Origin of the sequence: Kitasatospora sp. NPDC057904, assembly GCF_042887925.1 — a bacterium.
Taxonomy (GTDB): Bacteria; Actinomycetota; Actinomycetes; order Streptomycetales; family Streptomycetaceae; genus Kitasatospora.
This window is the reverse complement of sequence record NZ_JBHVOL010000003.1, coordinates 71224-93804: the sequence shown is the minus strand read 5'-3', so window position 1 is coordinate 93804 and position 22581 is coordinate 71224. Positions and strand designations below refer to the sequence as shown.

General features: G+C 69.9%; 8 protein-coding genes and 2 pseudogenes. 6 read left to right on the top strand and 4 right to left on the bottom strand.

Going from position 1 to position 22581, the window contains the following annotated elements:
• The first annotated feature begins 82 nt into the window (after positions 1–82).
• Genes ACFVSN_RS09235 through drmB form a run of 4 tightly spaced genes read left to right on the top strand, consistent with a single transcriptional unit; the run spans position 83 to position 11890 of the window.
• Positions 83–4849 (top strand): DEAD/DEAH box helicase, encoded by a 4767-nt coding sequence (locus tag ACFVSN_RS09235; protein ID WP_387954258.1) that lies wholly within the window; start codon positions 83–85, stop codon positions 4847–4849.
• Positions 4846–6762 (top strand): UvrD-helicase domain-containing protein, encoded by a 1917-nt coding sequence (locus ACFVSN_RS09230; protein WP_387954256.1) that lies wholly within the window; start codon positions 4846–4848, stop codon positions 6760–6762. The genes ACFVSN_RS09235 and ACFVSN_RS09230 overlap by 4 nt, the downstream gene beginning before the upstream one ends.
• The gene (locus ACFVSN_RS09225) at positions 6759–10028 is read left to right on the top strand and encodes a helicase-related protein (protein WP_387954254.1); all 3270 of its coding nucleotides are present in this window, start codon (positions 6759–6761) and stop codon (positions 10026–10028) included. The genes ACFVSN_RS09230 and ACFVSN_RS09225 overlap by 4 nt, the downstream gene beginning before the upstream one ends.
• Positions 10025–11890, top strand: coding sequence for a DrmB family protein (gene drmB / locus ACFVSN_RS09220; protein WP_387954252.1), 1866 nt, complete (start codon positions 10025–10027; stop codon positions 11888–11890). The genes ACFVSN_RS09225 and drmB overlap by 4 nt, the downstream gene beginning before the upstream one ends.
• 97 nt (positions 11891–11987) lie before the next feature.
• On the opposite strand, the gene ACFVSN_RS09215 is transcribed toward drmB, so the two are convergent.
• The 4 genes and pseudogenes from ACFVSN_RS09215 to ACFVSN_RS09200 form a co-directional block, all read right to left on the bottom strand.
• The gene (locus tag ACFVSN_RS09215; protein WP_387954680.1) at positions 11988–12995 is read right to left on the bottom strand and encodes a DNA cytosine methyltransferase; all 1008 of its coding nucleotides are present in this window, start codon (positions 12993–12995) and stop codon (positions 11988–11990) included.
• Positions 12996–13263: 268 nt separating this feature from the next.
• The gene (locus tag ACFVSN_RS09210; protein WP_387954678.1) at positions 13264–17958 is read right to left on the bottom strand and encodes a sacsin N-terminal ATP-binding-like domain-containing protein; all 4695 of its coding nucleotides are present in this window, start codon (positions 17956–17958) and stop codon (positions 13264–13266) included.
• Between the two features lie 573 nt (positions 17959–18531).
• Positions 18532–19366 (bottom strand): annotated as a pseudogene (gene trpA, locus ACFVSN_RS09205) (tryptophan synthase subunit alpha).
• Positions 19363–19977 (bottom strand): annotated as a pseudogene (locus ACFVSN_RS09200) (pyridoxal-phosphate dependent enzyme); the annotation flags it as partial. The pseudogenes ACFVSN_RS09200 and trpA, both read right to left, overlap by 4 nt.
• Positions 19978–20119: 142 nt before the next feature.
• On the opposite strand from ACFVSN_RS09200, the gene ACFVSN_RS09195 reads away from it, so the two are divergent.
• Entirely contained in the window at positions 20120–20248 is a 129-nt protein-coding gene (locus ACFVSN_RS09195) for a hypothetical protein (RefSeq protein ID WP_380446279.1), read from the top strand.
• 368 nt (positions 20249–20616) lie between these two features.
• On the top strand, positions 20617–22539 hold the full coding sequence (locus tag ACFVSN_RS09190; RefSeq protein ID WP_387954250.1) for a DNA/RNA helicase domain-containing protein: 1923 nt from the start codon (positions 20617–20619) through the stop codon (positions 22537–22539).
• Positions 22540–22581 lie beyond the last annotated feature (42 nt).

Genomic DNA, 22581 nt, shown 5'->3' with positions numbered 1-22581 from the left:
ACCGTGCACCAGGACCGTTGACGGAACGTCCGACGTACAGCGCCGCCCGACCTCTCCCTCCGCACCCGAAGTGGAACCATCCGTGGCCGACCTGCAGTCCCCCGTGATCCGCACCGTCGTCGAACAGTCCCTCCGCGTCCTGGAGACGTACGGCATCGACGCGGGCCTGATCCCCGAACACGCCAACGGCGAACGCCGCATCACCCAGGGCGGGTACGGCGACCGCCAGCTCTTCGAGCTCGTCCAGAACGCGGCCGACGAGCTGCGTGACGAGCCCGGCGGCCGGATCCACGTCGTCCTCACCGAAACCCATCTGTACTGCGCCAACCAGGGCAACCCGGTGACCCCCGAGGGCGCGGAGACCATCCTGCGCATGAGCATGTCCCGCAAGCGCGGCGGGCAGATCGGCAGGTTCGGCGTGGGGGTGAAGTCCGTCCTGGTGGTGACGGACGCACCCGAATTCTTCTGCCTCGAAGGGAGCTTCGGCTTCGACCGGGCCTGGTCCTACGAGTTGATCCGCAACGTTCCCGGTGTGCGCGAGCGGCTCGGCGAGGACTTCGAGGCGCCCGTACTGCGCATGGCCCGCGAGCTGGACATGGTCGCCGAGCGCCTCCGCGACCAGGTACTGGACGAACTGCTGGAGTGGGCCACCACGGTGGTCCGCCTGCCGCTGCTCCCCGGCGCCGCCGCCCGGCTGGGCAAGGACATGCACGGGCACCAGGGCGTGGCCGGTCACGACACCCGCGAGGAGTTCCCCTCCGGCTTCCACCTCTTCTCCCCGCACGTGGGGCAGGTCGGCCTGGAGGACCGCCGGCCCCGTCCGATCGCACGCCGGGCGCTGCGCTCCGAGCGGGCCGGCAGCCTGCACACGATCCACGAGGAGCGGGTCGGCAAGCCGCCGGCAACGTCGCAGTGGCGGGTCTTCACCCGCACCCACGAGCCCACCGAGGTCGCCCGGCGCGACGCCGGCGAGCTGCACGACCGACTGACCGTCGACCTGGCCTGGGCGGTCCCGGCGTACAGCCCGGACGAGCGGACCGGACTGCTCGGCGCCGCCGACGCGCGGGGGCGCGGCCGGTTCTGGTCGTTCTTCCCGACCAAGTACGAGATGACTCTCAGCGGCATCCTGAACGGGGCGTGGAAGACCAACGAGGACAGGCAGAACCTGCTGGACTCCTCGCCGTTCAACGTCGAGATGATCCGGACCGCCGCCGGTCTGGTGGTCGATTCCCTGCCCGAACTCGCGCCGGCGGAGGACCCCGGGGCGTACCTCCCGCTGTTGCCGGGCCGTTCCAAGGGCGTGGAGACGATCAGTTGGGCCGACCGGCTGCTCACCGAGCAGATCTGGGCCACCACCGCGGTGCGCCCGTCGCTGCCCGACCAGGACGGTGTCCTGCGCGTTCCGGCCGGCCTGAACATCCACCCGGATCTGGGGAAGGACAGCACTGCGGTCAACCGCTGGCTGCGGGCCTGGCACGCGTACCCGGGGCGCCCGCGCAACTGGGTGCACCCCTCGGCCGAGGCCACCGACCTGCGGACGGGCAAGGTCCAGCACATCCTCGCCGCGGCCCGTCGGCAGCGGGCCTCGATCGTCGAGTGGCTGGAGGCGCTGGTCTCCGACGGCACCGCGGAGGCTTCGGCGGCCGCGATCCGGATCGTCGCCGACATGATCGCTTCGAACGCCGGCTGCGCCGCCGAGGCCCGCACGGCCAGGATCGTACTCACCGAGGAGAACGGCCTGGTCGCCCCGCGGGGACGCGAGGTGTACCGCCGGACCGAGGAGGACGGCCTGCGGGAGTCGCTGGTCTACGTGGATCGCGCTCTGTCCGACGACCTGTCGCTGCACTCCGCCCTCACCGTTCTCGGCATCCAGGAGGCCGACGTCCGGGGGCGTTTCGTGAGCGTCCTCGACCAGGGCTTCGGCTCGTACGGCCCGCAGGAGTGGAACCGGTTCTGGGAGCTCTTCCACCGTGCGGGCGCCTCCGTCGTGGGCCACGAGGTGACCAAGCGGGTGGAGTCGCCGCTGGAGACGCTGATGGTGCGAACGGCTGACGGCCATTTCCACGCCATGCGCGAGTGCATGCTCCCCGGTGTCGTCGTCGCCGCGGAGAGCGACCCCGCGATCGCGGTGGACATGCGCTTCCACTCCGACGACGCGGGATTCTTCCGCGAGTTGGGCCTGCGGGACCGCCCGACCGGCAAGCACAGGCCCGAGGAGGAGCCCTGGTTCGAGGAGTACCGGACGGCCGTGCACGCGGCGTACTGCCGCACGCTGGACGACCGGGCGAGTCGACCGACCCTGGCCAGGATCAGGATCGAGGGCTCGCCCGTCGGCGGGCCGCTCCACCTGCTGCCCCGTCTCTCGGAGCCCGCACGCGCGGCCTTCCTCCGGGAGCTGCCCGAGGACGCGCTGGTCGAGCACTGGACCCGGCAGATCGGGGCTCAGGTCGACTCCCGCCGATCGGTGTCGTCCCCCATCCGTTGGATGCTCTCCCGACACGGACTCGTCGAGACCTCGCAGGGCCTCAAGCCTCTCAAGGAGGCCGTGGGGCCACAGCTCGGCGCCTATCGCGACGTGCTTCCGGTCGCGTCGATCAGCGGGGAGAAGGCCCGGAAGCTGGGGCTCGCCGACAGCGTCGAGAAGGTCCGTCCGAAGCAGTGGGAGCAGCTCCTGGAGAAGCTTCAGGAGAGTGAGGACGACACGTTCGTCGGATCCACCTACGCCCTGCTGACCCGGCTGGAGATCCCCTTCCCCGAGGACTCGCTGACCCGGTGCCGGGTCGGCGACGCCTGGGACACCCGGGCGGACAGCGAGATCGCCGTGGCCGCGAACCCGGAGGAGTACCGCTCCTTGCAGACCGAACGGGTGCCTGCGCTGCTGATGCCGAACCAGGAGTCCGCCGACCTCATGGTCGAGCACTGGGGCATGCTGCGCCACGACGACGTCGTGAGTCGGGAGACCCGGCACGAGTCGAGCGTGGAACCGATTCCGCTGGTCGAGGAGTTCCCGACGCTGCGACAGAAGATGGGCACTTCCGTCGGCACGTACTCCCTGCTGCGCTGCTCCACGCTGGAGGAGGTCGTCCGCACTCCGCACGGCGCACGGGCGAAATCCCTGGAGAGCGCCCGCCAGAACAACGTGATCAAGGTCCTGGACTCCCTGGACCGGCTGGGCACGCTCCGGGCGGTGGACCGTGAATTGGGTCTGCGGATGGGAGAGGCCGGCTGCCGGTCCCTCCTGGAGGCCCAAGACCGTCAGGAGCAGGACGAGAAGGTGCGGTCCGCGCTCAAGGCGATCCGCGAGGCCGCGGACGTGACGACCAAGCTGGAACTGCTGATCGGCGCGGAGGCCCTGCGAGACCGGCTCCCCGCCGGCCTCATGGATGCCGAACGCCAGGACCCGGACGGGCAGGAGCCCACCGGTCGGCGGATCGCACAGATGGCGTTCAACGCGCACGGCGACACCGTGTTGAAGACCCACACGCGCGACATCCAGGAGCGCTTCCCCAGCGCCCCGTCCTCCTACAGCGGAGGACCGGCGGCGGTCTCCTTCGTCGCCGAACTCGGTCTGCCCGCGCCGTTCGCAGGCCACCGAGCCCCCGTCCTGGAACAGAGCCTGACCGTGGAGGGCCCCCGGGACTTCCCACGCCTGCACGACTACCAGGAACGGCTCGCGCTCAACATCTTCGAGATGCTGGACCGACTCGCCCCGCAGCGGGCCATGCTCTCGCTGCCCACCGGCGCCGGAAAGACCCGCGTCACCGCCGAGGCCGTCATCCGCTGGGTCAAGCAGACGGGCACGCTCAAGGGCCCGATCCTGTGGATCGCCCAGACCGAGGAACTGTGCGAGCAGGCCGTGCAGAGCTGGCAGTTCGTCTGGAGCAAGGCCGGCGCGCAGGATCGGCTGACGATCAACCGGCTGTGGACCTCGAACGAGGCCGCCCCGATCACGGACGGTCCGCAGCTCGTGGTGGCCACCGACGCCAAACTGCGGGTGTGCCTCGAGACCGACCGCTACGCCTGGTTGCGCGAGGCCGCCCTGGTGGTGGTGGACGAGGCTCACGTGGCGACCAGCCCGAGCTACACCGAGATCCTGAGCCTGCTCGGTCTGACCCAGCACCGGACCGATCGGCACCTGCTCGGTCTCACCGCCACACCGTTCCGGGGCCACAACGAGGAGGAGACCCGCCGGTTGGTCAACAGGTTCGGCGCGCGCCGGCTGGACGAGGGAGTCTTCCCCTCCGACGATGCCTACGGTCACCTCCAGGAGATCGGCGTGCTGGCACGCGTCGAGCACCGGGAGTTGACCGGCGGCATCATCGAACTGTCCCGCCAGGAGCGTGAGAGCGCCGAGCAGTTCAGCCTGCTGTCCAAGGCCGCCGAACAGCGACTGGCGGAGGACCACGACCGCAGCCGCCGCATCGTCGAGGAGGTCGCGGCGATGGACGAGAACTGGCCCGTCCTGGTGTTCGCCACCTCCGTGGAGCACGCCAAGCTCCTGGCGGCCATGCTGATGGACCAGAAGATCTCCGCGACCTCGGTGGACGCGACCACCTCCGACGCCGACCGCCGGGCCCGGATCCGGGAGTTCCGAGACGGCCGGGTGCGGGTGCTCACCAACTACGGCGTCCTCACCCAGGGGTTCGACGCGCCGGCCACCCGCGCGGTGGTCGTCGCCCGCCCCGTCTACAGCCCGAACGTGTACCAGCAGATGATCGGACGCGGTCTGCGCGGGCCCCGCAACGGCGGCAAGGACACCTGCCTCATCCTCAACGTCCGCGACAACATCCGGAACTTCGACAGCGCCCTCGCGTTCACCCGGTTCGAGCACCTGTGGAGCGCCCGATGACCCTCTCCCCTGCGGACGGCCCCGCCCTCACCGCCGAACAGCAGGCCGTCGTCGACCAGCCGTGGGACGCCCGGCTCCTGGTCACCGCCGGCGCGGGCACGGGCAAGACCCACACGCTGGTGCGTCGCATGGACGCGCTCATCGGCCGCACCGACCCGGACGAGGCGCTGGAGGCCTCCGAGCTGCTGGTCCTCAGCTTCTCCCGCGCCGCGGTCCGCGAGCTGCGGGACCGGATCGCCCGGCACGGAGAACACGCTCGACGGGTACGGGTCCAGACCTTCGATTCCTGGGCGTACTCCCTGCTGCTGCAGGCGTACCCGGACGGGGAGTGGTCGGCGCTCTCCTTCGCCGAACGCATCCGGGCCGCCACCGAGGCGATCGAGAAGGGTGCGCTCGAAGCCCTGGAGGCCGGCCCTCCCGCGCACGTCGTCGTCGACGAGGTGCAGGACCTGGTGGGTACTCGCCGGGAAATGGTGGAGTCGCTGCTCGACCGGCTCCAGGATTCCTCAGGGTTCACCCTGGTCGGCGACCCCGCCCAGGCGATCTACGACTTCCAGATCGAGGACCCGGAGGAGTACGCCGATCGTGCCGACCTCTTCCTGCGCTGGGTGCGGGTCTCCTACGCGGACGACCTGGTCGAGCTCCGTCTGACCCGGAACTTCCGGTCGGTCACTCCCGAGGCCCGCACCGCGCTCCCGCTCGGCCCCGCCGTCCAGGGCATCGGCAGTGCCGCCGAGGGCGCGGACGCGTCCGCCGAGCGCCTCCACGGGGAGCTGCGCGAACTCCTCCTCGACCTCCCCGACCTGGGTCCGCTCACCAACTCCTTCACCTTGGACTCGCTCCGGTCGTTCCCGGGCACCTGCGCGATCCTGTGCCGGGACAACCGACAGGCGCTGGTGCTCTCGGAACTCCTGCACACCCAAGCGGTCCCGCACGCCCTGCGACGTTCGCTCCAGGACCGACCGGTGCCGCACTGGGTCGCCGAAGTGCTCCGTCGCACCCGGGCCGTCACTCTCGACGAGCAGCAGCTGCGCGCACTGCTCACGGCGATCCCGTTGCCCGAAGGCACCGACGTCGACCGCGTGTGGCGCTCCCTGCGGGTGGCGGCACGCGGCGCCGGTCGCGGCACGCTCGACGTGGCGCGGCTGCGCCGTCTGGTGGTGGAGCGCCGGTTCCCGGACGAGCTGGCGGATCCGGAACCGGCGCGCCTGGTGGTGTCCACGGTGCACCGCTCCAAGGGCCTGGAGTTCGACCGGGTGGTCCTGCTCAACCCGCCGGCCATGACCGAACTACGGCGCCGGACCCCCGAGCTCGACGTCCCGGCCGAGGCGCGCGCGCTCTACGTGGCGATGACCCGTGCTCGGGAGGACCTGTACCGGCTCGCCGCGCCCGACACGGCGACGGTACTCCGGCACAAGCCGACCGGACGGTGGTACCGGGGAGTCCCGAACCCGAGCCACTGGTGGCGCCGCGACGGGGTCGAGGTGCGGGCCGGCGACGTGGACACGCTGGAACCTGCCGACGCCCCGGTCGATGCCCCCGCGGCCCAGGCCTACCTGCTGGAGCGGGTGCGTCCGGGCGACGCGGTGACCTTCCGGTTGCGCGACGACCTCCCCACCGGCCCCGAGCAGAGCCCCCGGTACGCCTTGCTGCACGGAGATCGGGAGATCGGCGACGCCTCCGAAGCCTTCAGGAGCCATTTGCACTCCGTCCTGAAGGTCGGCACGAACTGGGAAATCTGCTGGCCCGTGGAGGTCTCCGGACTGCGGATCGACTGCCTGGAATCGGTCGCGGGCAGCCGGGCGGCCGGAACCAACGCGGGCCTGGGCAACCAAGGGGTGTGGATCGCCCCCCGCATCAGTGGAATCGGACGGTTCCGGCACGCCGCCGGAACCGAGGAGGAGCAGGAATGACCATCCACGCAGGACGGCACGCCGGGCACTACGAGGTCCGCGAGGACCTGGTGGCCCGGCTCCGCCGAGAGCTGCTCGGCCCCGACACCGACGCCTCCGTCGAGGACCGCGCCGAGGTCCTCGACCAGGACGCTCCGATCACCCGCTATCCGATCGGCGTGCTCTTCCCCCGCCCTGCGGACTCCGCGGCCGGCCGTCGCCTCCTGGAGGACGCCGCCGAGCAGGACGGCCTCGACGAGGAACCCGTGAGCAGGGCGGACAGCCCCGACGAATCCGGGGCGGCCGCCGAACGCCCCAACGCCGGCGACCGCCGTCCGTCCTCCGTCGGCCTGACCTTCGCGGTCGACCTCGACGCATGCCGGGAGATCGTGGTCTCGGCCCGCGCCGCCGCATACGAGCCGGAGGACTCCGCAGGGCGCAAGGTCTCGGCCCGCCGGAGCGAGGCCCGCACCACCGCCGACCAGCGGGAGCACTGGCGCCGGGTCGAGCTGGACCTGCCGGATACCACGGTCGACGTGACGTACCCGGGCCGCGGTGCCTCCCGCGACCTGCTCGACGGCACGGCCCGGCTGGAAGTCAACGTCCGCCGGCCCTCGCCGGAGACCGGTACGGTCACCGTCACGGTCACCCTGGTGAACATCCAGAAGGTCGGCGAGCGCGAACTGCAGGACGCCTTCGCCCTCTTCCAGACCGGGCTGACGGTCCGGGCCGGCAACGGATCGAGCGCCTTCGTGGAGCGCCCGGGCGCGCTGTCCGCCGTCGATTCCGAGCTGGAGACCAGCCGACTGCTGCACCGCCACGCCCCCACCTTCGCCGCGGGCCACGGCTGCGCGGCCGTGTGGGACTGGACCCCGTCTCCGATCGGCCTCACCGACGTGGTGCGAGCGGGCGTGGCCGAGGTCCGCACCGAGTTCGTGCCCACCCACGAAGTGCTGCTCACCGACTCCAACCCGACGATCGACGCGAGCGCCCTCACCATGCTCGGACTCGCCGAAGCCGACGACGCCGAGGTGACCTCCGCTCTGGAAGGGCTCGCCCTGGGCTACGAACGGTGGATCGACCGGAAGCGGGACGAAGCCGCCGCCCTCGCCGGCACCCCGTACGAGCAGGCCGCCGACGACCAGGTCCACGCGTGCGAGGAGGCGCTGGCTCGGATCCGCGAGGGCATCGCCCTGCTGCACGACAAGCCCGACCTGATGCGGGCGTTCCGCCTGGCCAACCGGGCGATGGCGACCCAGCGTGCCAGGGCCGCCTGGGTCAAGAACGGCCGAGCGGGCGAGCCGGACCCGGCCTCGGCGCGCTGGCGACCCTTCCAGATCGCCTTTGTACTGCTCTGCCTGGCCGGGGTGGACGATCCGAAGCACCCCGACCGTGGTGTGTCCGACCTGCTCTGGTTCCCCACCGGTGGTGGCAAGACCGAGGCGTACCTGGGCCTGATCGCGCTGACCACCTTCCTGCGCCGGATGCGCCTGGACACGGCGGGTGGCGGTGTCACCGTCCTCATGCGCTACACCCTGCGCCTCCTGACGCTGCAGCAGTTCGAACGCGCGGCCATCCTGATCTGTGCAATGGAACGGATGCGTCGGGAGAACCCCGGCGAGCTGGGCCACGAGGAGATCTCCATCGGCATGTGGGTGGGGCGTTCCGCCACCCCGAACACCCTGGACGTCGCCGCCCGGCAGCTCGGTACCGCCCGCTCCGGCCGGGTGCTCCAGAAGGAGAACCCCGTCCAACTGCACGCCTGTCCGTGGTGCGGCACCGCCCTCGACGCCCACCACTACTCGGTGGACGACGAAGCCCAACGGATGGACGTGCGTTGCCCCGGTGCGAACTGCGACTTCTCCGACGGACTGCCCGTACACCTGGTCGACCAGGCGGTGTACGCGGCCCGGCCCACCCTGGTGATCGCGACCGTCGACAAGTTCGCCTCGATGCCCTGGCGCGCGCAGACCGCCGCCCTCTTCAACCGGGACCGTCAGGACGCCACCCCTCCACCGGAGTTGATCGTGCAGGACGAACTGCACCTGATCTCCGGCCCGCTGGGCACCCTGACCGGCCTGTACGAGACGGCCGTCGACGTCCTCGCCGACCGCCCCAAGGTCATCGCCTCGACCGCGACCATCCGCCGGGCCGCCGACCAGGGCAGGGCACTGTTCTCCCGCGAGGTCCGGCAGTTCCCGCCCGCCGGTCTGGACGCCCGCGACTCCTGGTTCGCCGTGGAGACGCCGGCGAGCGAGAAGGCGTCCCGCCGCTACGTGGGGTTGCTCGCCCCGGGCACCAGCCAGTCCACCCTGCTGATCCGCACCTACGCCACCCTGCTCCACCAGGCAATGCGTGCCGACACCACGGACGAGGTGCGGGACGCGTACTGGACGCTGGTCGGCTACTTCAACAGCCTGCGTCTGCTGTCCGCTGCCGAACTCCAGGTGCACGACGACGTCGTGGCCTACCTGGACCACCTCGCCGACCGCGACGGGTGCGCACCGCGATCCGTCGGCAACCACTCCGAGCTGACCAGCCGGGTCGACGCCAGCGAGATCCCGGCCCGTCTCAAGCAGATCGAGCGCCGGCTGGCGGACGACGCGGCGGACGTGGTGGACGTCCTCCTCGCCACGAACATGATCGCCGTCGGCGTGGACGTGGACCGGCTCGGCCTGATGGCCGTCATGGGCCAGCCTCAGACCACCGCCGAATACATCCAGGCCACCAGCCGGGTGGGCCGCGCCCACCCCGGTCTGGTCGCGGTGATGCTCAACGCCGGCCGCTCACGGGACCGTTCGCACTACGAGAACTTCCAGCACTTCCACTCCGCGCTCTACCGCGAGGTCGAGTCCACCTCGGTGACGCCCTTCTCTGCCCGCGCACGCGCCCGCGGACTGCACGCGGTGATCGTCGCCCTGGCCCGCATCGCGATCCCCGTCGCCCGCAGGGACGAGGACGCGGGGAGGATCCACCTCTTCCGGGACGAGCTGCGGGAGACGATCCGCCCGCTGATCCTCGAACGGGTCGCGAGGGTCTCCCCGGCGGATACCGCAGCCAAGGAGGTCGCCCACGTCGCCGCGGCCTTCGACGAGTTCGTGGACTGGTGGTACGACGAGGCCGAGGCACACGGCGGTCTGTACTACGAACCGAAGCGCGGGCGCTCCGTCCCCTCGCTGCTCAAGCCCTACAACGACGCCCTGGAGGACGTCGAGGCATGGGAGACCCTGTGGTCCCTGCGCGACGTCGACGCCGAGTCCGCCCTGTTCATGGAGGCATCCCGATGACCCCGCCCCCGTCCCGCCGCCGGCGCGGCACCGACGGCTCCACCGCACCGGCCCGCAACCTGCCCCGCCGCGGTGCGGTCCGCCGGGCCCAGGCCATCACCACCTACGGCGTGGGGTCGCTCATCGCCGTCGACCAGGAGTCCTTCATCGTCGCGGGCATCGACGGTGCCGCGGAGCACTGGCCCCACGACGAGGCACCGGTGATCCGCGAACCCCGCCTCGCCCGGGTGTTGGACGTGCGACACTTCCGGCTTCCACCCGCCTCCGCCGACGACAGTCGGGACGGCATCCGGGTCCGCCGCTTCCCGCTCTGGCACCATTGCCCCGAGTGTCACGCCCTGGACCACGTGGGCAAGTTCAACCCGCCTCCCGGACGCAACGAGTGCGGCGAGTGCGCCGAGCCACTGGTCCCCTCCCGCTTCGTGGTCGCCTGCGAGGACGGGCACATCTCCGACTTCCCGTACCGGGCTTGGCTGCACCGACGGCTGCGCGGGGAAGGCACGGTCGTCACCTGTGACGGCCGGATGAGCCTCCGGTCGTCGGGCCGAACCTCGTCGCTTCGCTCGGTGGTGCTCTCCTGTTCCTGCGGAGTGCCCGAGGTGTCCATGGAGGGATCCTTCCGGGCCGGCGCCCTCAAGGAGCTGAACATCGGCTGCAAGGGCGAACGGCCGTGGCTGAAGGACGCACCCAAGGACTCCTGCCTCCTGACACCCCGCACCCTCCAGCGCGGTTCGTCCTCCGTCTGGCAGCCGGTGCTCCGCTCGGCCCTGTCCATCCCGCCGTGGAGCGACACCAGGGTGAACGCCCTGGACAAGCATTGGGACAAGCTCCGCGGCTGCACCAGCCTCGTGGAGATGGAGATCCACCTGAAGCACATCTTCGACGGGGTGCCCTCTCCGGTGACCGCCCAGGAAGCCTTGGACCTGGTCGCTGCCATGGAGGCCGAGGACCCCTCCGGCGAAGACGCTCCCGACCGCGACCAGGAGCAGCGCTACCGGGCCCTGCGCGGCCTCGAGTACCAACGCCTGTGCGCCGGCAACCCCGAGGAGTTCGGCCACCATACCGAGCAGTTCGTCTGCGAGCCGCCGGTCGGCGACGAGAAGCCCCTGACCGGCCTGGGCCTCGTCGCCCCGATGCTGGTGAAGAAGCTCCGCGAGGTCCGCGCGCTCAAGGCCTTCACCCGGGTCATCGACCCCGAGACCTCCTCCGAGGGCCACGAGGCGCCGCTGTCCCTCTCTCCCACCGACTGGCTTCCCGCCATGGAGGTGCACGGCGAGGGCGTGTTCCTCCGCTTCGACGAGGAGAAGGTCGACGCCTGGGCCGAACTCCCGGCCGTCGCGGCCCGCGTGGCCCGGATGCGGCACCGCCATCAGCAGGTCCTCACCGAGCGGGCCTCCGACCCGACCCGGGCCCCGGTCTCGCCCGCCGATCCCCGCATGGCCCTGCTGCACACCTTCGCGCACGTGATGATCAACGAGTGGAGCCTGGACTCGGGGTACCCGGCTGCCTCCCTCCGTGAGCGGATCTACTCCGGCGACGAGATGGCGGGCGTCCTGATCTACACGGCCACCAGCGACTCGGCCGGGAGCCTCGGCGGACTGGTCGCCCAGGGGGAGATCGAGCGACTCGCCCGGGCCGTGCGCTCGGCCGTCCACCGCGCCGAATGGTGTTCCGCCGACCCGCTCTGCGTCGAGACCGAGATCTCCGGTGCGGGCGGCACCAACCTGGCCGCCTGTCACGCCTGCGTGATGCTCCCGGAGACCAGCTGCGAACACAACAACGGCCTGCTCGACCGGGCCCTGATCGTCGGTACCCCCGAGGACCCGTCGATCGGCTTCCTTTCACACCTGCTCACCCACTGAGCACCGAGCAGTGACGCCCGCGGCGGACGGCACCCTTGTGTGCCGCCCCGCCGCGGGCGTCACCGTCACACCGCGACTCGGGTCACCGCCGGTCCCGCTATGCAGGTGCGGGCAGGCCCAACGCCGCCCGGATTGCGAGCCCGAGAGCCCGGGCCACCGGGGGCGGCGACGCGTGCCCCACTTGCCGATAGCGGACCGTCTTCCCACCGGCGAAGGCCCAGTCGTCGGGGAAGCCCTGAAGCCGGGCCGCCTGTTCGACCGTCAGCTTCACCATGTCCGTGCCGTCCGGCGAAGGGTCCCAGCCGTCCTCGGGTCCGGGGACCCGGTCGGCGACGGTCCCTCCGTTCACCCTCATGCGGGCCCACGAGCGCTTCGATCCGGTCGGGCCCAGATCCGGCCCACCGCGGTTCCAGGAACCTCCGACCAGGGTCGGGGCGATCTCCCGGGCCTGCTCGGCCCAAGCCTCGGCATGCGGCCATCCGCGGGCCGCCATCGAGTCGCCCAACGCCTCCCCCACCGTCAACGGCGGCTCACCGTTCGGTGCCGGCGGCACGAAGTCATGCATGCCGTCGTCCTTCAATGCCACCAGGATCCCCTGCTTGCGGTCCTGGGGCACGCCGTGCCACTTCGCGTTGACGACGAACCAGTCGTACGTGTATCCGAGGTGTCGGAGCTCGACCTCGACCTGGGAGCGGATGGGTTCGTACTCGGGCTTGACGGCCAGCTCGGAGACGTTCTCGATGAGCAGGGCACGCGGCTGCACACCGTGCAGGAGCATGACCGTCGCTTCGAGCAGGCGGAATTCCGCGTCGCTGTCCTCGCGCCCCACCGCCGCACTGGCCTTCACCCGGGGCAGACCGGCCGCCACGAGGTCCACGTCGTAGACCTCCTGGTGCTCCTCCGGAACGAAGTCGAGGAGATCGGCCTCCAGGACGTGCCACTCCGGGCGGTTCAGCCTCAACGTCTCGCAGGCCACCGGACGGTTGTCCAGCAGCAGCACGGGATCGAACCCGGCCTGCTCCAAACCGAGCGCGAGCCCGCCCGCCCCGGCGCACACGGCGAGGGAGGTCAGGCGTTCGCGACGGGACTCTTCCATGATCACCATCTGCACTCGTCGGGAACTCGGCGAAGGCTGACGCCCTGAGCCACCGATGATCGCATCTCCCACCCACACACGTCGATGGTGCGGATGCGCACGACATGTGGTCGGGCAGGGTGGCCACGGATGCCGGCCGCTCGCTCTCGGACAGTCGTGGGCGCAGCGAGCTTCCTCGGTGACGGCACGGAGCTTGTCGTCCAGCGATTCGGGCGCGGTGCTCTCGTTCTCGACCAGTGCGGTGGCCGCCGTGCCCCTGTCTTCGTGATCGTCGCTGTCACGCCTGCCACAGGTGCTCCATGCGAGTGTAGGCCAACCCCCGACCGAAGTTCTCGATGTTGTCGGCAACGTTGAGGATCAGGCAGGAGGCCTTCCCGCCATTGAGCTCGCCTCGCAGACCACGACCGATCATCTGGATATAGGTGTTCGGGCTGAAGGTCGGACGGGCGACCACCACGGCACGCACCGCGGGAGCGTCGAATCCCTGAGTCAGCACCTTGAAGTTGGTGAGGACCCGGATACCGCCGCCCCGGAAGGCCGCGATGCGCCTGCGGCGCGTGCTCGGAGGAGTTTGACCGTCGATCGAGGCGGCGGTGATGCCCCGGTCCTGGAGCAACGCGGCCAGCACCTGCGCGTGTTCGACCGAGGTGGCGAAGACCAGGACCGGCCAGTTCGCCGGGAGCTGTTCGATCCGGTCCACGATGCGGCGCGTCCGCTCCACGTCCTGCGCCAGCCTCCGAACGACGTCTGCCGGCAGCGCCATCGCGTGAGTGCGCTCCATCTCACGCACTTGGAGCTCGTCCAGGACACAGGAAGAACCGAGCAGTTCCTCGTGCTCGACCTTGGCCAGCACACGGAGCGACTGCAGGTGCGCGTAGGGATCGTCGTCCGCGAACACACCCTTGTCGAGGCGCTTGTGCCCGAACCGCGATGCCAGGGCCTTCGTCTCCTCCGTGTTGTCACCACGGAAGGCAGTAGCGGTCAGGCCCACGAGGTGTCGCGAGGTCCGGCGCTGATCGATGCCGAGGGCATCGAAGATCCGGGTGTAGGTACGGGGTACGGCGAAGTGGGCCTCGTCGACGATGACCAGCGAGCAGTCACGCAGCCAGGCGTAGTTGTCCTGCGGCAACCGCTTCACGGCTGTGTCGTCGATCGCCACGACGACCTGCGGCCCGTCGGCGACGGGAACGGCCGCCGGGAGACCACCCCACATGCGGGTGACGCGCAGCGACTGCGCGGAACCCTCGCTCTGCCACACGTAGGCCCAGGTCTCGATGGCCTGCTCGGCCAACTCCTGGCTCTGGGCGATCCACAGCACCGGACCCTTCAACAGGCCGTCGCGGATCGCCCGGACTGTGGCCTCGGCCGCGATCCGGGTCTTCCCGGATCCTGTCGGAACCTGCAGCATGGCGCGCTTCTCTTCGTGCTGAGCAAGGTGCGCGTACATCCGGTCCACCAGGGCTTCCTGGTACCCGTGCAGGGCGAACGGCCGCCGAGGGCCGGGAACCGTCTCGTAAGGCGCGGGCGAAACAGGCGTCTCGGGGTCACCGGCCCAGCCCTCGGGAAACCCGTAGGCACTGACGAACCGCTGTGCAGTCGCACCACCGGTCCAGGAGTACGGCACCTGGAAACCGACGTCGGTCAAAGCCGACGACAGAACGCGCAGGACGTCCTCGCCGTGCGCCGCGATGAGCAGTTGTGCGGCCCGGAGCCCGGTCGTGGGGGTGCCCCCGATCTCGGCGTCCGCCAAGGCGAGTCCCGGGGGGAGCTCTTCGAGGAGCCGCTTCTCCCCAAGGGCGAGGAGCAACTTCTTCGCCTGGTCGGCCTCCTGGCGCACGCGCAGGAAGCGTTCGCTTTCGCGATCCTTGACTTGCAGACGCAGCAGATCCCGACAGCCCTCGACGCCCAGACGCAGCCCCACCAGACGGTCGATGGCCCGAAGGGTCGCCTCCTCGTCCTGTTCCTCCGCGAGCAGGACGGTGTACCCGTCGAGGGCCTCGGTCAGTGGCTCCTCACGCCGCCCTTCAGGCCGCCCCCGCACGATCTTGACCAGGTCGGAGCAGTGCGCCAGCTTCCATGCGGTACCGCGGGGCAACACCTGGCGAAGACGCGGGAACAGGTCGGTGAGCGGGACCGGGGCCTCCGAGAGCACCGCGTGGATCTCCTCGATCAGCAGGTCCGAGGGGAGTCGGAAGCGGTGCCGGTCGATCAGGAACGCGGCGTCCTCCTCTGTGGGCACGAGAAGAGCGGGCACCCGTTCGCGCAGGAGCACGTCGTACTGTTCACGGTCCGCAGTGACGGCGACATCGTTGCTCTTCGCCGCATCGTCCCCGGCACTGCATCGGAACGCATGGTTGGCGCTGTCCACCACACCCACGGGCGCGGACCGCAGCAGGAAGGTGTAGGCGGCTCCGACGAACCGGGAATCCGTCGCGGTGTCGATCCGCTCGACGAGCTCGTCCCAGAGCGCCCGCGGCACGTCCGTCGTCCTCGCGGGAAGGCCTAGCGCGCGGGCGTACCGGACCGGTATGTCGGCCTTCGGCAGGAACGCGCCGTCGACGTCGAGTTCGGGGCTTACACAGGCGCCGGGCCGGCGGTGGGACAGTGTGGTCGCCAACCAGCCCTCCTGGCGAAGGATCCAGATCAGCGGAGAGTCGACGCTCAACCGGCTGCCTACGCCGTTGGTGCGCGCACAGGACCAGTCCGCCGTGTTACCTTCCGGCGGCAGCTCCTGGGCGAACGCCGCCTTCCCCTCCCGTGACAGTTCCCGGAGCAGGTCGATTGGACCGGGCGGGTACGTACCCATGAGGCTGACCGACGAGGAGCGGGGGCGGGTGGTGTCCGCGGGCAGGGACGCGCAGTACTGGTGGTACATGACCTTGCTGTACTCGACGTAGCAGGCCGCACCATAGGGCGCCGTGTTCGCCGCGGGACGGTCGACCGCGCCCAGCTCGCGCAACAGGTCGACGTCACCGGCGTGGAAGGCGGGGTCGATCAATACCGTCCGGTCACGCTGCCCGTCCGCCGGGATGACCGGCCCCGCAAGCAACGTCTGATGAACGAAGCGGTAGACCCCGGAGGCTGTGCGTACTTTCAACAGCCTGAGCGGGTCCGGCAGGATCTCCCTGAGGATCCCGGCGGCGGAGCCTGGATCCACCGTGCGGACCAGCTGCCAGAAGTCCTCCCAGTCGGCGTTGCGGTAGCGGGTGAAGCCCGCGCTCGCCGCTGCCCTCAGGCGCCCTGCCGGGTTCGCTTCCTGAATGCCGAGCTGCCCGAGCACTTCCGTCAGATCAGGAGCCTCGGCGATCGACGGGTGCAGATACACGGTGCTCTCGTAGGGCAGGCGGGTGCCGCCGTGTCGCCGGTACACCGTCCCGTCGGCTGCGGATCGGAAGTCTCCTCGTTCGGTGAGGAGGATCCTCGCCGAACGAGCTTCGGTGGCCTGCGCCGCGTTGCCGGCCTCGGTGATGGCAGCCGCGATCACCAGGGCCCGCTTCGCCCCTTCGACGGACCGGTCCTCGACGAGGGCCTCCAACCATTCGCGCAGCGAGGACACCGCGCCGCCGGCAGCCTGGAGGATGTCCCTCGCACGAGAGCGCCGGTCACGGCTCTCGACGCTGTGGTGGCACCAGTTCCGGGGACGCCCGGGATGGTCGGACCACATGTGCAACCAGTCCGGGTCGAGACCTTCCGGATGGAGCTTCAGTTCGAGCGGGAGCTGCAACAGGCCTTCTTGATCCGGCAGGGACGGGAGGCGGGCAGCAACCGCCAGCACAGAGTCGCTCAACAGGGCATCGCCCCACTGGGACGCCTCACGGCCTCGTGCGGTCAGGAGAGTGAGGTACGACCCCGGATCCGTCGACTCGATCAACTTCGGAATCGAGGTGACGACAAGTTCGGCAGCCTTCCGGACCAATTCCTCGTTGAACACGCTCTTGGTGAGATTCTGACGGTCCTCCGGCGTACGCCACGGCGCGTTCAGAATTCCCGTTAGGGTCGTGTCGTAGTGCGTAGGGAAGTACGCCCAGAAATTACCACGCTTCGCACGCAGCGGGTGCCCCTTTGCAGGAACGGCCCAGGATATGGTGATGACCGGGCGGTCGTGAAGCTCGCCGGCAGCAGCAGCGGCTTCCTCACTCGGACTGTGGTCCCAGCTGAATACGGACCATCGCTCACCGGGACGCAGGTCGTCGTTGAAGCGCTCGACCAATCGATGGTCACCCGGGTCGACCCGCTGCGTCAACTCCCTCCTGAGCCCATGCCCGGGGCGTTTGTCCTCCAACACCAATCGATCGAGGTGTGCCGAGAAGAGCATGAAGTGCGCGGGGAAGTTCACAATGTCCCGCGCAAGCCTTTCGCGTGCGCCTTCGTTCAGGGGAAGCACCACCACGGTCGATGCCCATCCCATGAGCTCATCGAGATACCCGTCGAACTTTCGATCCACCGCCAGGTCGAGAGGCTGCGCCATTCGGAGAACGGGAGTAGGGTCGAAATCCGTGAGCTCCGGGACGATTTCCCGGATCCTCAGCCCCGACCATTTCTTGTCAAATCCGAAAGATCCTGTGCGACTGTAGAAGCGAGGCGTATCCGAGACGCTCAGGACGGACTTGACCCCCACGCCGAAGCGCCCGATCTTCCCCGTCCGCTTCCTCGACACAGCCATGCGCAGGATCGTGTCGGCACCCTCCGGCGTCATAGGGGCGCCGGTGTTCGCGCAATAGAGATGCGTCTCCGTCAACAACACATGGATCTTCGTGTCGCCATCGGCCTCCCACTCCAGGTTCTCGTCCGCACCGTTCTGCACCAGCTCGTACAGCTGGCGCTCGCCGTAGCCGCCCTGCGTGATGCGACGCTCGTTGTTCGCGTGTTCCCGCACATGGCCCGGATCGACCCGATAGACATCGAGCACACGGCGCGAGAGTTCTTCCACGACGGCGACCACATCGTTTTCGTACGACCCCGAGGCAGGCATGGACACGACACCCCTCCGATTGACATTGCCGCGACAATTTCGACGGGGAACGGCGGCTTGATTCGCGACCGTCCCGACCGCCCCATCAAATGTCGAACAACAGCGCTAATTCATCGACACGGCAGACCCCCGACTCCGCGATCAACCCATCGGTCGACACCGGAGCCCGGGGTGCACACGATAACCGGACCCCATGGGGCACACAAGAAAACGCCCGACCGGGTGAACCGGGGGCCGAAACCGACCGGGCCAGCACTCACATCGACCCATGCGCTTTGTCACGACCAGTCCGATTTGCCCGACCATTGGGGAATCGAAGCCGTCGAAACGCCTGAGACATTCGCACGGACGACACCCTCCCGCACATACTGCCCGATTCACACCGGCCAGACCCTCTCGCCCATATCACGAACTCGACAATCCCGCGTGCAACTTCGAGATCCTCGTTATCGATTTGCGAAGACCTCGACAACAGGCGTCACACGAATCGAGACCAGTGATGACGCCGAGCGCTTCCGGGCGTCCAGGGGCCGACGCTCGACGTCCCAACGCTCCACGCCCCCGATCACCCCGTCAGGCTCGCCGCACGCCTGCGGCGAGGGCGGCGGCCAGGGACTGGACGGCGGTCAGGCCGGCCGGGAGGTCCGGGGCGTCGAGGAGGAGCTTGACGAAGGCCGAGCCGACGATCACGCCGTCGGCGAAGCCGGCGACCTCGCGGGCCTGTTCGGCGGTGGAGACGCCGAGGCCGACGCAGGCGGGCAGGTCGGTCGTGGTGCGGGTGCGGCGGACGAGATCCTGGGCCTGGTCGCCGACCGACGTGCGGGGTGCCGGTGACGCCCATGAGCGAGGCCGCGTAGAGGAATCCGCAGCCGGCGGCCGTGATGGTGGCCAGGCGGGCGTCCCGGCTGCTGGGGGCGACGACGAAGACGGTCGCCAGGTTGTGCCTGGCCGCGTGCTCGCGCCGCAGCGCGGACTCCTGGACCGGCAGGTCGGGCAGGATGCAGCCCGCGCCGCCCGCCGCCGCCAGTTCGGTGGTGAAGCGCTCGACGCCGTAGCGGTCGACGGGGTTCCAGTAGGTCATGACCAGGACCGGCGCGCCGGTCGCCTCGTACGCCTCGTACGCCTCGCGCACGGTGCGCAGCACGTCGGCGATCTTCACGCCGCCGCGCAGGGCGATGTCGTCGGCGGTCTGGATGACCGCGCCGTCCAGGATGGGGTCGCTGTGCGGCAGGCCGGCCTCGACGACGTCGGCGCCGCCCGCCAGGACGGCCTTGACCGCGTCGATGGCGCCGTCCACGGTCGGGAAGCCAGCCGGGAGGTAGGCGACCAGGGCCGCCCGGTCCTCGGCGCGGGCCTTCGCGAGGGTGGCGCTCAGCGGCTCCGGGTTCCCGGTGTGCTCGGTGCTCACTTGGTCGTGCCCTCTGCGGTGCCCTCGTACAGGCCGAAGTAGCGCGCGGCCGTGTCCATCTCCTTGTCGCCGCGTCCGGACAGGTTGACCACGATGAGGCCGTCCGGCCCCAGTTCCCTGCCCAGGTCGAGGGCGCCGGCCAGCGCGTGGGCGCTCTCGATGGCCGGGATGATGCCCTCGGTGCGGGAGAGCAGGCGCAGGGCTTGCATCGCGGCGTCGTCCGTGACGGCGCGGTACTCGCCGCGGCCGCTGTCCTTGAGGTAAGAGCGCTCGGGGCCGATGCCGGGGTAGTCCAGGCCGGCCGAGATCGAGTACGGCTCGGTGATCTGGCCCTCCTCGTCCTGGAGGACGTAGGAGCGGGAGCCGTGCAGGACGCAGAGCTCGCCGGCGGTCACGGTGGCCGCGTGCTCGCCGGTCTCGACGCCGTGTCCGGCGGGCTCGAAGCCGACCAGGCGGACGCCGGCGTCCGGGACGAAGGCGTGGAAGAGGCCGATGGCGTTGGAGCCGCCGCCGACGCAGGCCGCGACGGCGTCGGGCAGGCGCCCGGTGCGCTCCAGGATCTGGCGCCGGGCCTCGACGCCGATGACGCGGTGGAAGTCGCGGACCATGGCTTCGTGTTTACAACAGGCGCGTATACCGCAGGTCAGAGCCCCTCCCCCGGCCTCCGGGAGCACGGCAAGCTGATCACGAGAGAAGGCGACCGGAACAGCTCGGTCCGCATTTCACCAGATCACCCAGAACAGGATCACCCCCATGCAGTCGCTCTCCGTGCGCATCGCCCTCGTGGTCTCCACCCTCACTGCTGCGCTCGCGCTCTTTATCAGCCACACCGACGCCGATTCGGCCACCCCCCGCGTCATCGCCGACAACGGCTGGTCCTAACCGCCCCCTCCCCTCCCCTCCCCCACCCCACCCCGCCCCCCGCGTCGAGCGGGCCCGGGAGCCGCCCCCTCCGCCGCACCCATCACCCCCCAGCCGGCCAGCCGGCCAGCCGAGAGGCCAACGCAAACCCACCAGCTCACGGTGTATCAAAAAGGCCGTTCCCACACACAGCAGAACGGCCTACGCCCTGCGAAAGCAACGCGGGATGACACGATTTGAACCCGCGTTGGCGAAGGCTCAGGTGTTCGGGTACGAGCTCAGGCTCTCCGTTGTAGGTTTGGCCCTGTCATCAGCGCGGCCCGCCGGGCTTCCCTCCAGGGACATGCCCCCACCCGCACGAGTCACTTCGTGCTGCCTGGGAGCATTCCTTGCTGTTCCGCGACTCCGCGTCCGCGGTCGCCGCCGAGAGCCTGGCCGGATCACTGTTCGTGCGCCTCATCGACCAGTTCGTCCACAAGCACGGCCACAAGCCCAGCCCGTCCGAGGTGCGTTCGTGGGAACGGAGCATCCCGGTCCTGACCAATGCTCTGCTGGACGCCGGGCTCGGCATGGTGGAGGTGCTCCTCGAGTACTCGCTTCCGCTCAACAGCAAGCGCGCGGACGTCATACTCGCCGGCGTCCACCCGGGCACGGGCGCACCGTCGTACGTGGTGGTCGAGCTCAAGCAGTGGAGCAGCGCGCTTCCGGAGGACGGCGAGCCGCTGCTCTGCCGGGTCGACGCGTACACCCGACCGGTGCTGAACCCGATCGAGCAGGTCCGCGGCTACTGCGACTACCTGATCTCCTTCAACGGTGCGCTCGCCGCTCATCCCGAGCGGCTGTCCGGCGTGGCCTTCCTCCACAACGCGACGGAGTTCGGCGTCCAGGGCCTCTACGAGGTGCCGCAGGACGAGCGCGGCCGGCTCTTCACCGCCGAGCGCCGCGGGGAGTTCGTGCAGTACCTCCGTTCGAAGCTGAAGCCGGCCTCCGGCGCGGAGGCGGCGGATCAGTTGCTCGCGGGCAAGGTGGCCCCGTCCAAGCAGCTGATGGCGGTCGCCGCCGAAGAGGTCCGCGAGCGCGAGCAGTTCGTCCTGCTGGACGAGCAGAAGGTCGCCTACGAGCTGGTACTGCGCGCGGTCCGTCAGGCGCAGCGGTCCGACCACAAGGAGGTCGTCGTCATCACGGGCGGCCCCGGCACCGGGAAGAGCGTCATCGCGCTGTCCCTCCTCGGCGATCTGTACCGGCGTGGCGTCACGGCTCTGCACGCGACCGGGTCCAGCTCGTTCACCACCACCATGCGTCGGGTCGCCGGCGCACGGAAACGTGCGGTCCAAGACCTGTTCAAGTACTTCAACAGCTTCATGACCGCCGAGCGCAACGGGCTGGACGTGCTGATCTGCGACGAGGCCCACCGGATCCGGGAGACGTCGGCGAACCGCTACACCCGGGCCGCCCAGCGCACCGGCAAGCCCCAGATCGAGGAGCTGATCGACGCCGCCCGAGTGCCCGTGTTCCTGCTGGACGAGCACCAGGTCGTCCGGCCGGGCGAGATGGGCACCGTGGCCCAGATCCGGGCCGCCGCCGCCGTGAAGGGCCTGGACTGCCAAGTGGTCGAACTGGACAGCCAGTTCCGCTGCGGCGGCAGCGACGCCTACCTGCACTGGGTGGTACGCCTCCTGGACCTCGAACCCGGCGGCCCCGTCGATTGGGAGCCCGACGGCAAGGTCGCCCTGGAGGTGGCCGACAGCCCCCAGGAGCTGGAGGCCTTCCTCGACGCCCGGCGTGCGGAGGGATACGGCGCCCGCATGTCGGCCGGCTACTGCTGGAAGTGGACCACGAAGGTCGCTCCCGGAGAGCCGCTCCCCCTCGACGTGCACATCGGTGACTGGGCCCGGCCGTGGAACGTCTACGGCGACCGCTCTATCGCCAGCGCCCCTCCCGCCGCACTCTGGGCCACCGACCCGGCCGGCTTCGGCCAGGTCGGCTGCGTGTACACGGCCCAGGGCTTCGAGTACGACTGGAGCGGCGTCATCCTCGGGCCGGACCTCGTCTGGCGGACCGACCGGTGGATCACCGACCGGACGGCGTCGAAGGACCCCGTCTTCCGCAAGTCCACCACCGATGCCGACATCGACCGCCTGATCCGCAACACCTACAAGGTGCTGCTGACGCGAGGAATGATCGGCACAGTCGTGTACTCGACGGACCCGGAGACCCGCGCCAAGTTGCGGGACCTGGTCAACGGGCAGCAGACGGGCCGGATCGAAGCAGCGCACGACCGCGGCCGATTGCCACTCACTGATCACACGTGAGGCAATCGCGACGAACCAGTCTGCACGGTCGGGGACAGCCGT

What these genes read in the sequence shown, in the direction of transcription:
- drmB (WP_387954252.1), top strand. Translation starts at nt 10,025, where the DNA reads ATGACCCCGCCCCCGTCCCGCCGCCGGCGCGGCACCGACGGCTCCACC.
- ACFVSN_RS09215 (WP_387954680.1), bottom strand. Translation starts at nt 12,995, where the DNA reads ATGGTGATCATGGAAGAGTCCCGTCGCGAACGCCTGACCTCCCTCGCC.
- ACFVSN_RS09225 (WP_387954254.1), top strand. Translation starts at nt 6,759, where the DNA reads ATGACCATCCACGCAGGACGGCACGCCGGGCACTACGAGGTCCGCGAG.
- ACFVSN_RS09195 (WP_380446279.1), top strand. Translation starts at nt 20,120, where the DNA reads ATGCAGTCGCTCTCCGTGCGCATCGCCCTCGTGGTCTCCACCCTCACT.
- ACFVSN_RS09230 (WP_387954256.1), top strand. Translation starts at nt 4,846, where the DNA reads ATGACCCTCTCCCCTGCGGACGGCCCCGCCCTCACCGCCGAACAGCAG.
- ACFVSN_RS09210 (WP_387954678.1), bottom strand. Translation starts at nt 17,958, where the DNA reads ATGCCTGCCTCGGGGTCGTACGAAAACGATGTGGTCGCCGTCGTGGAA.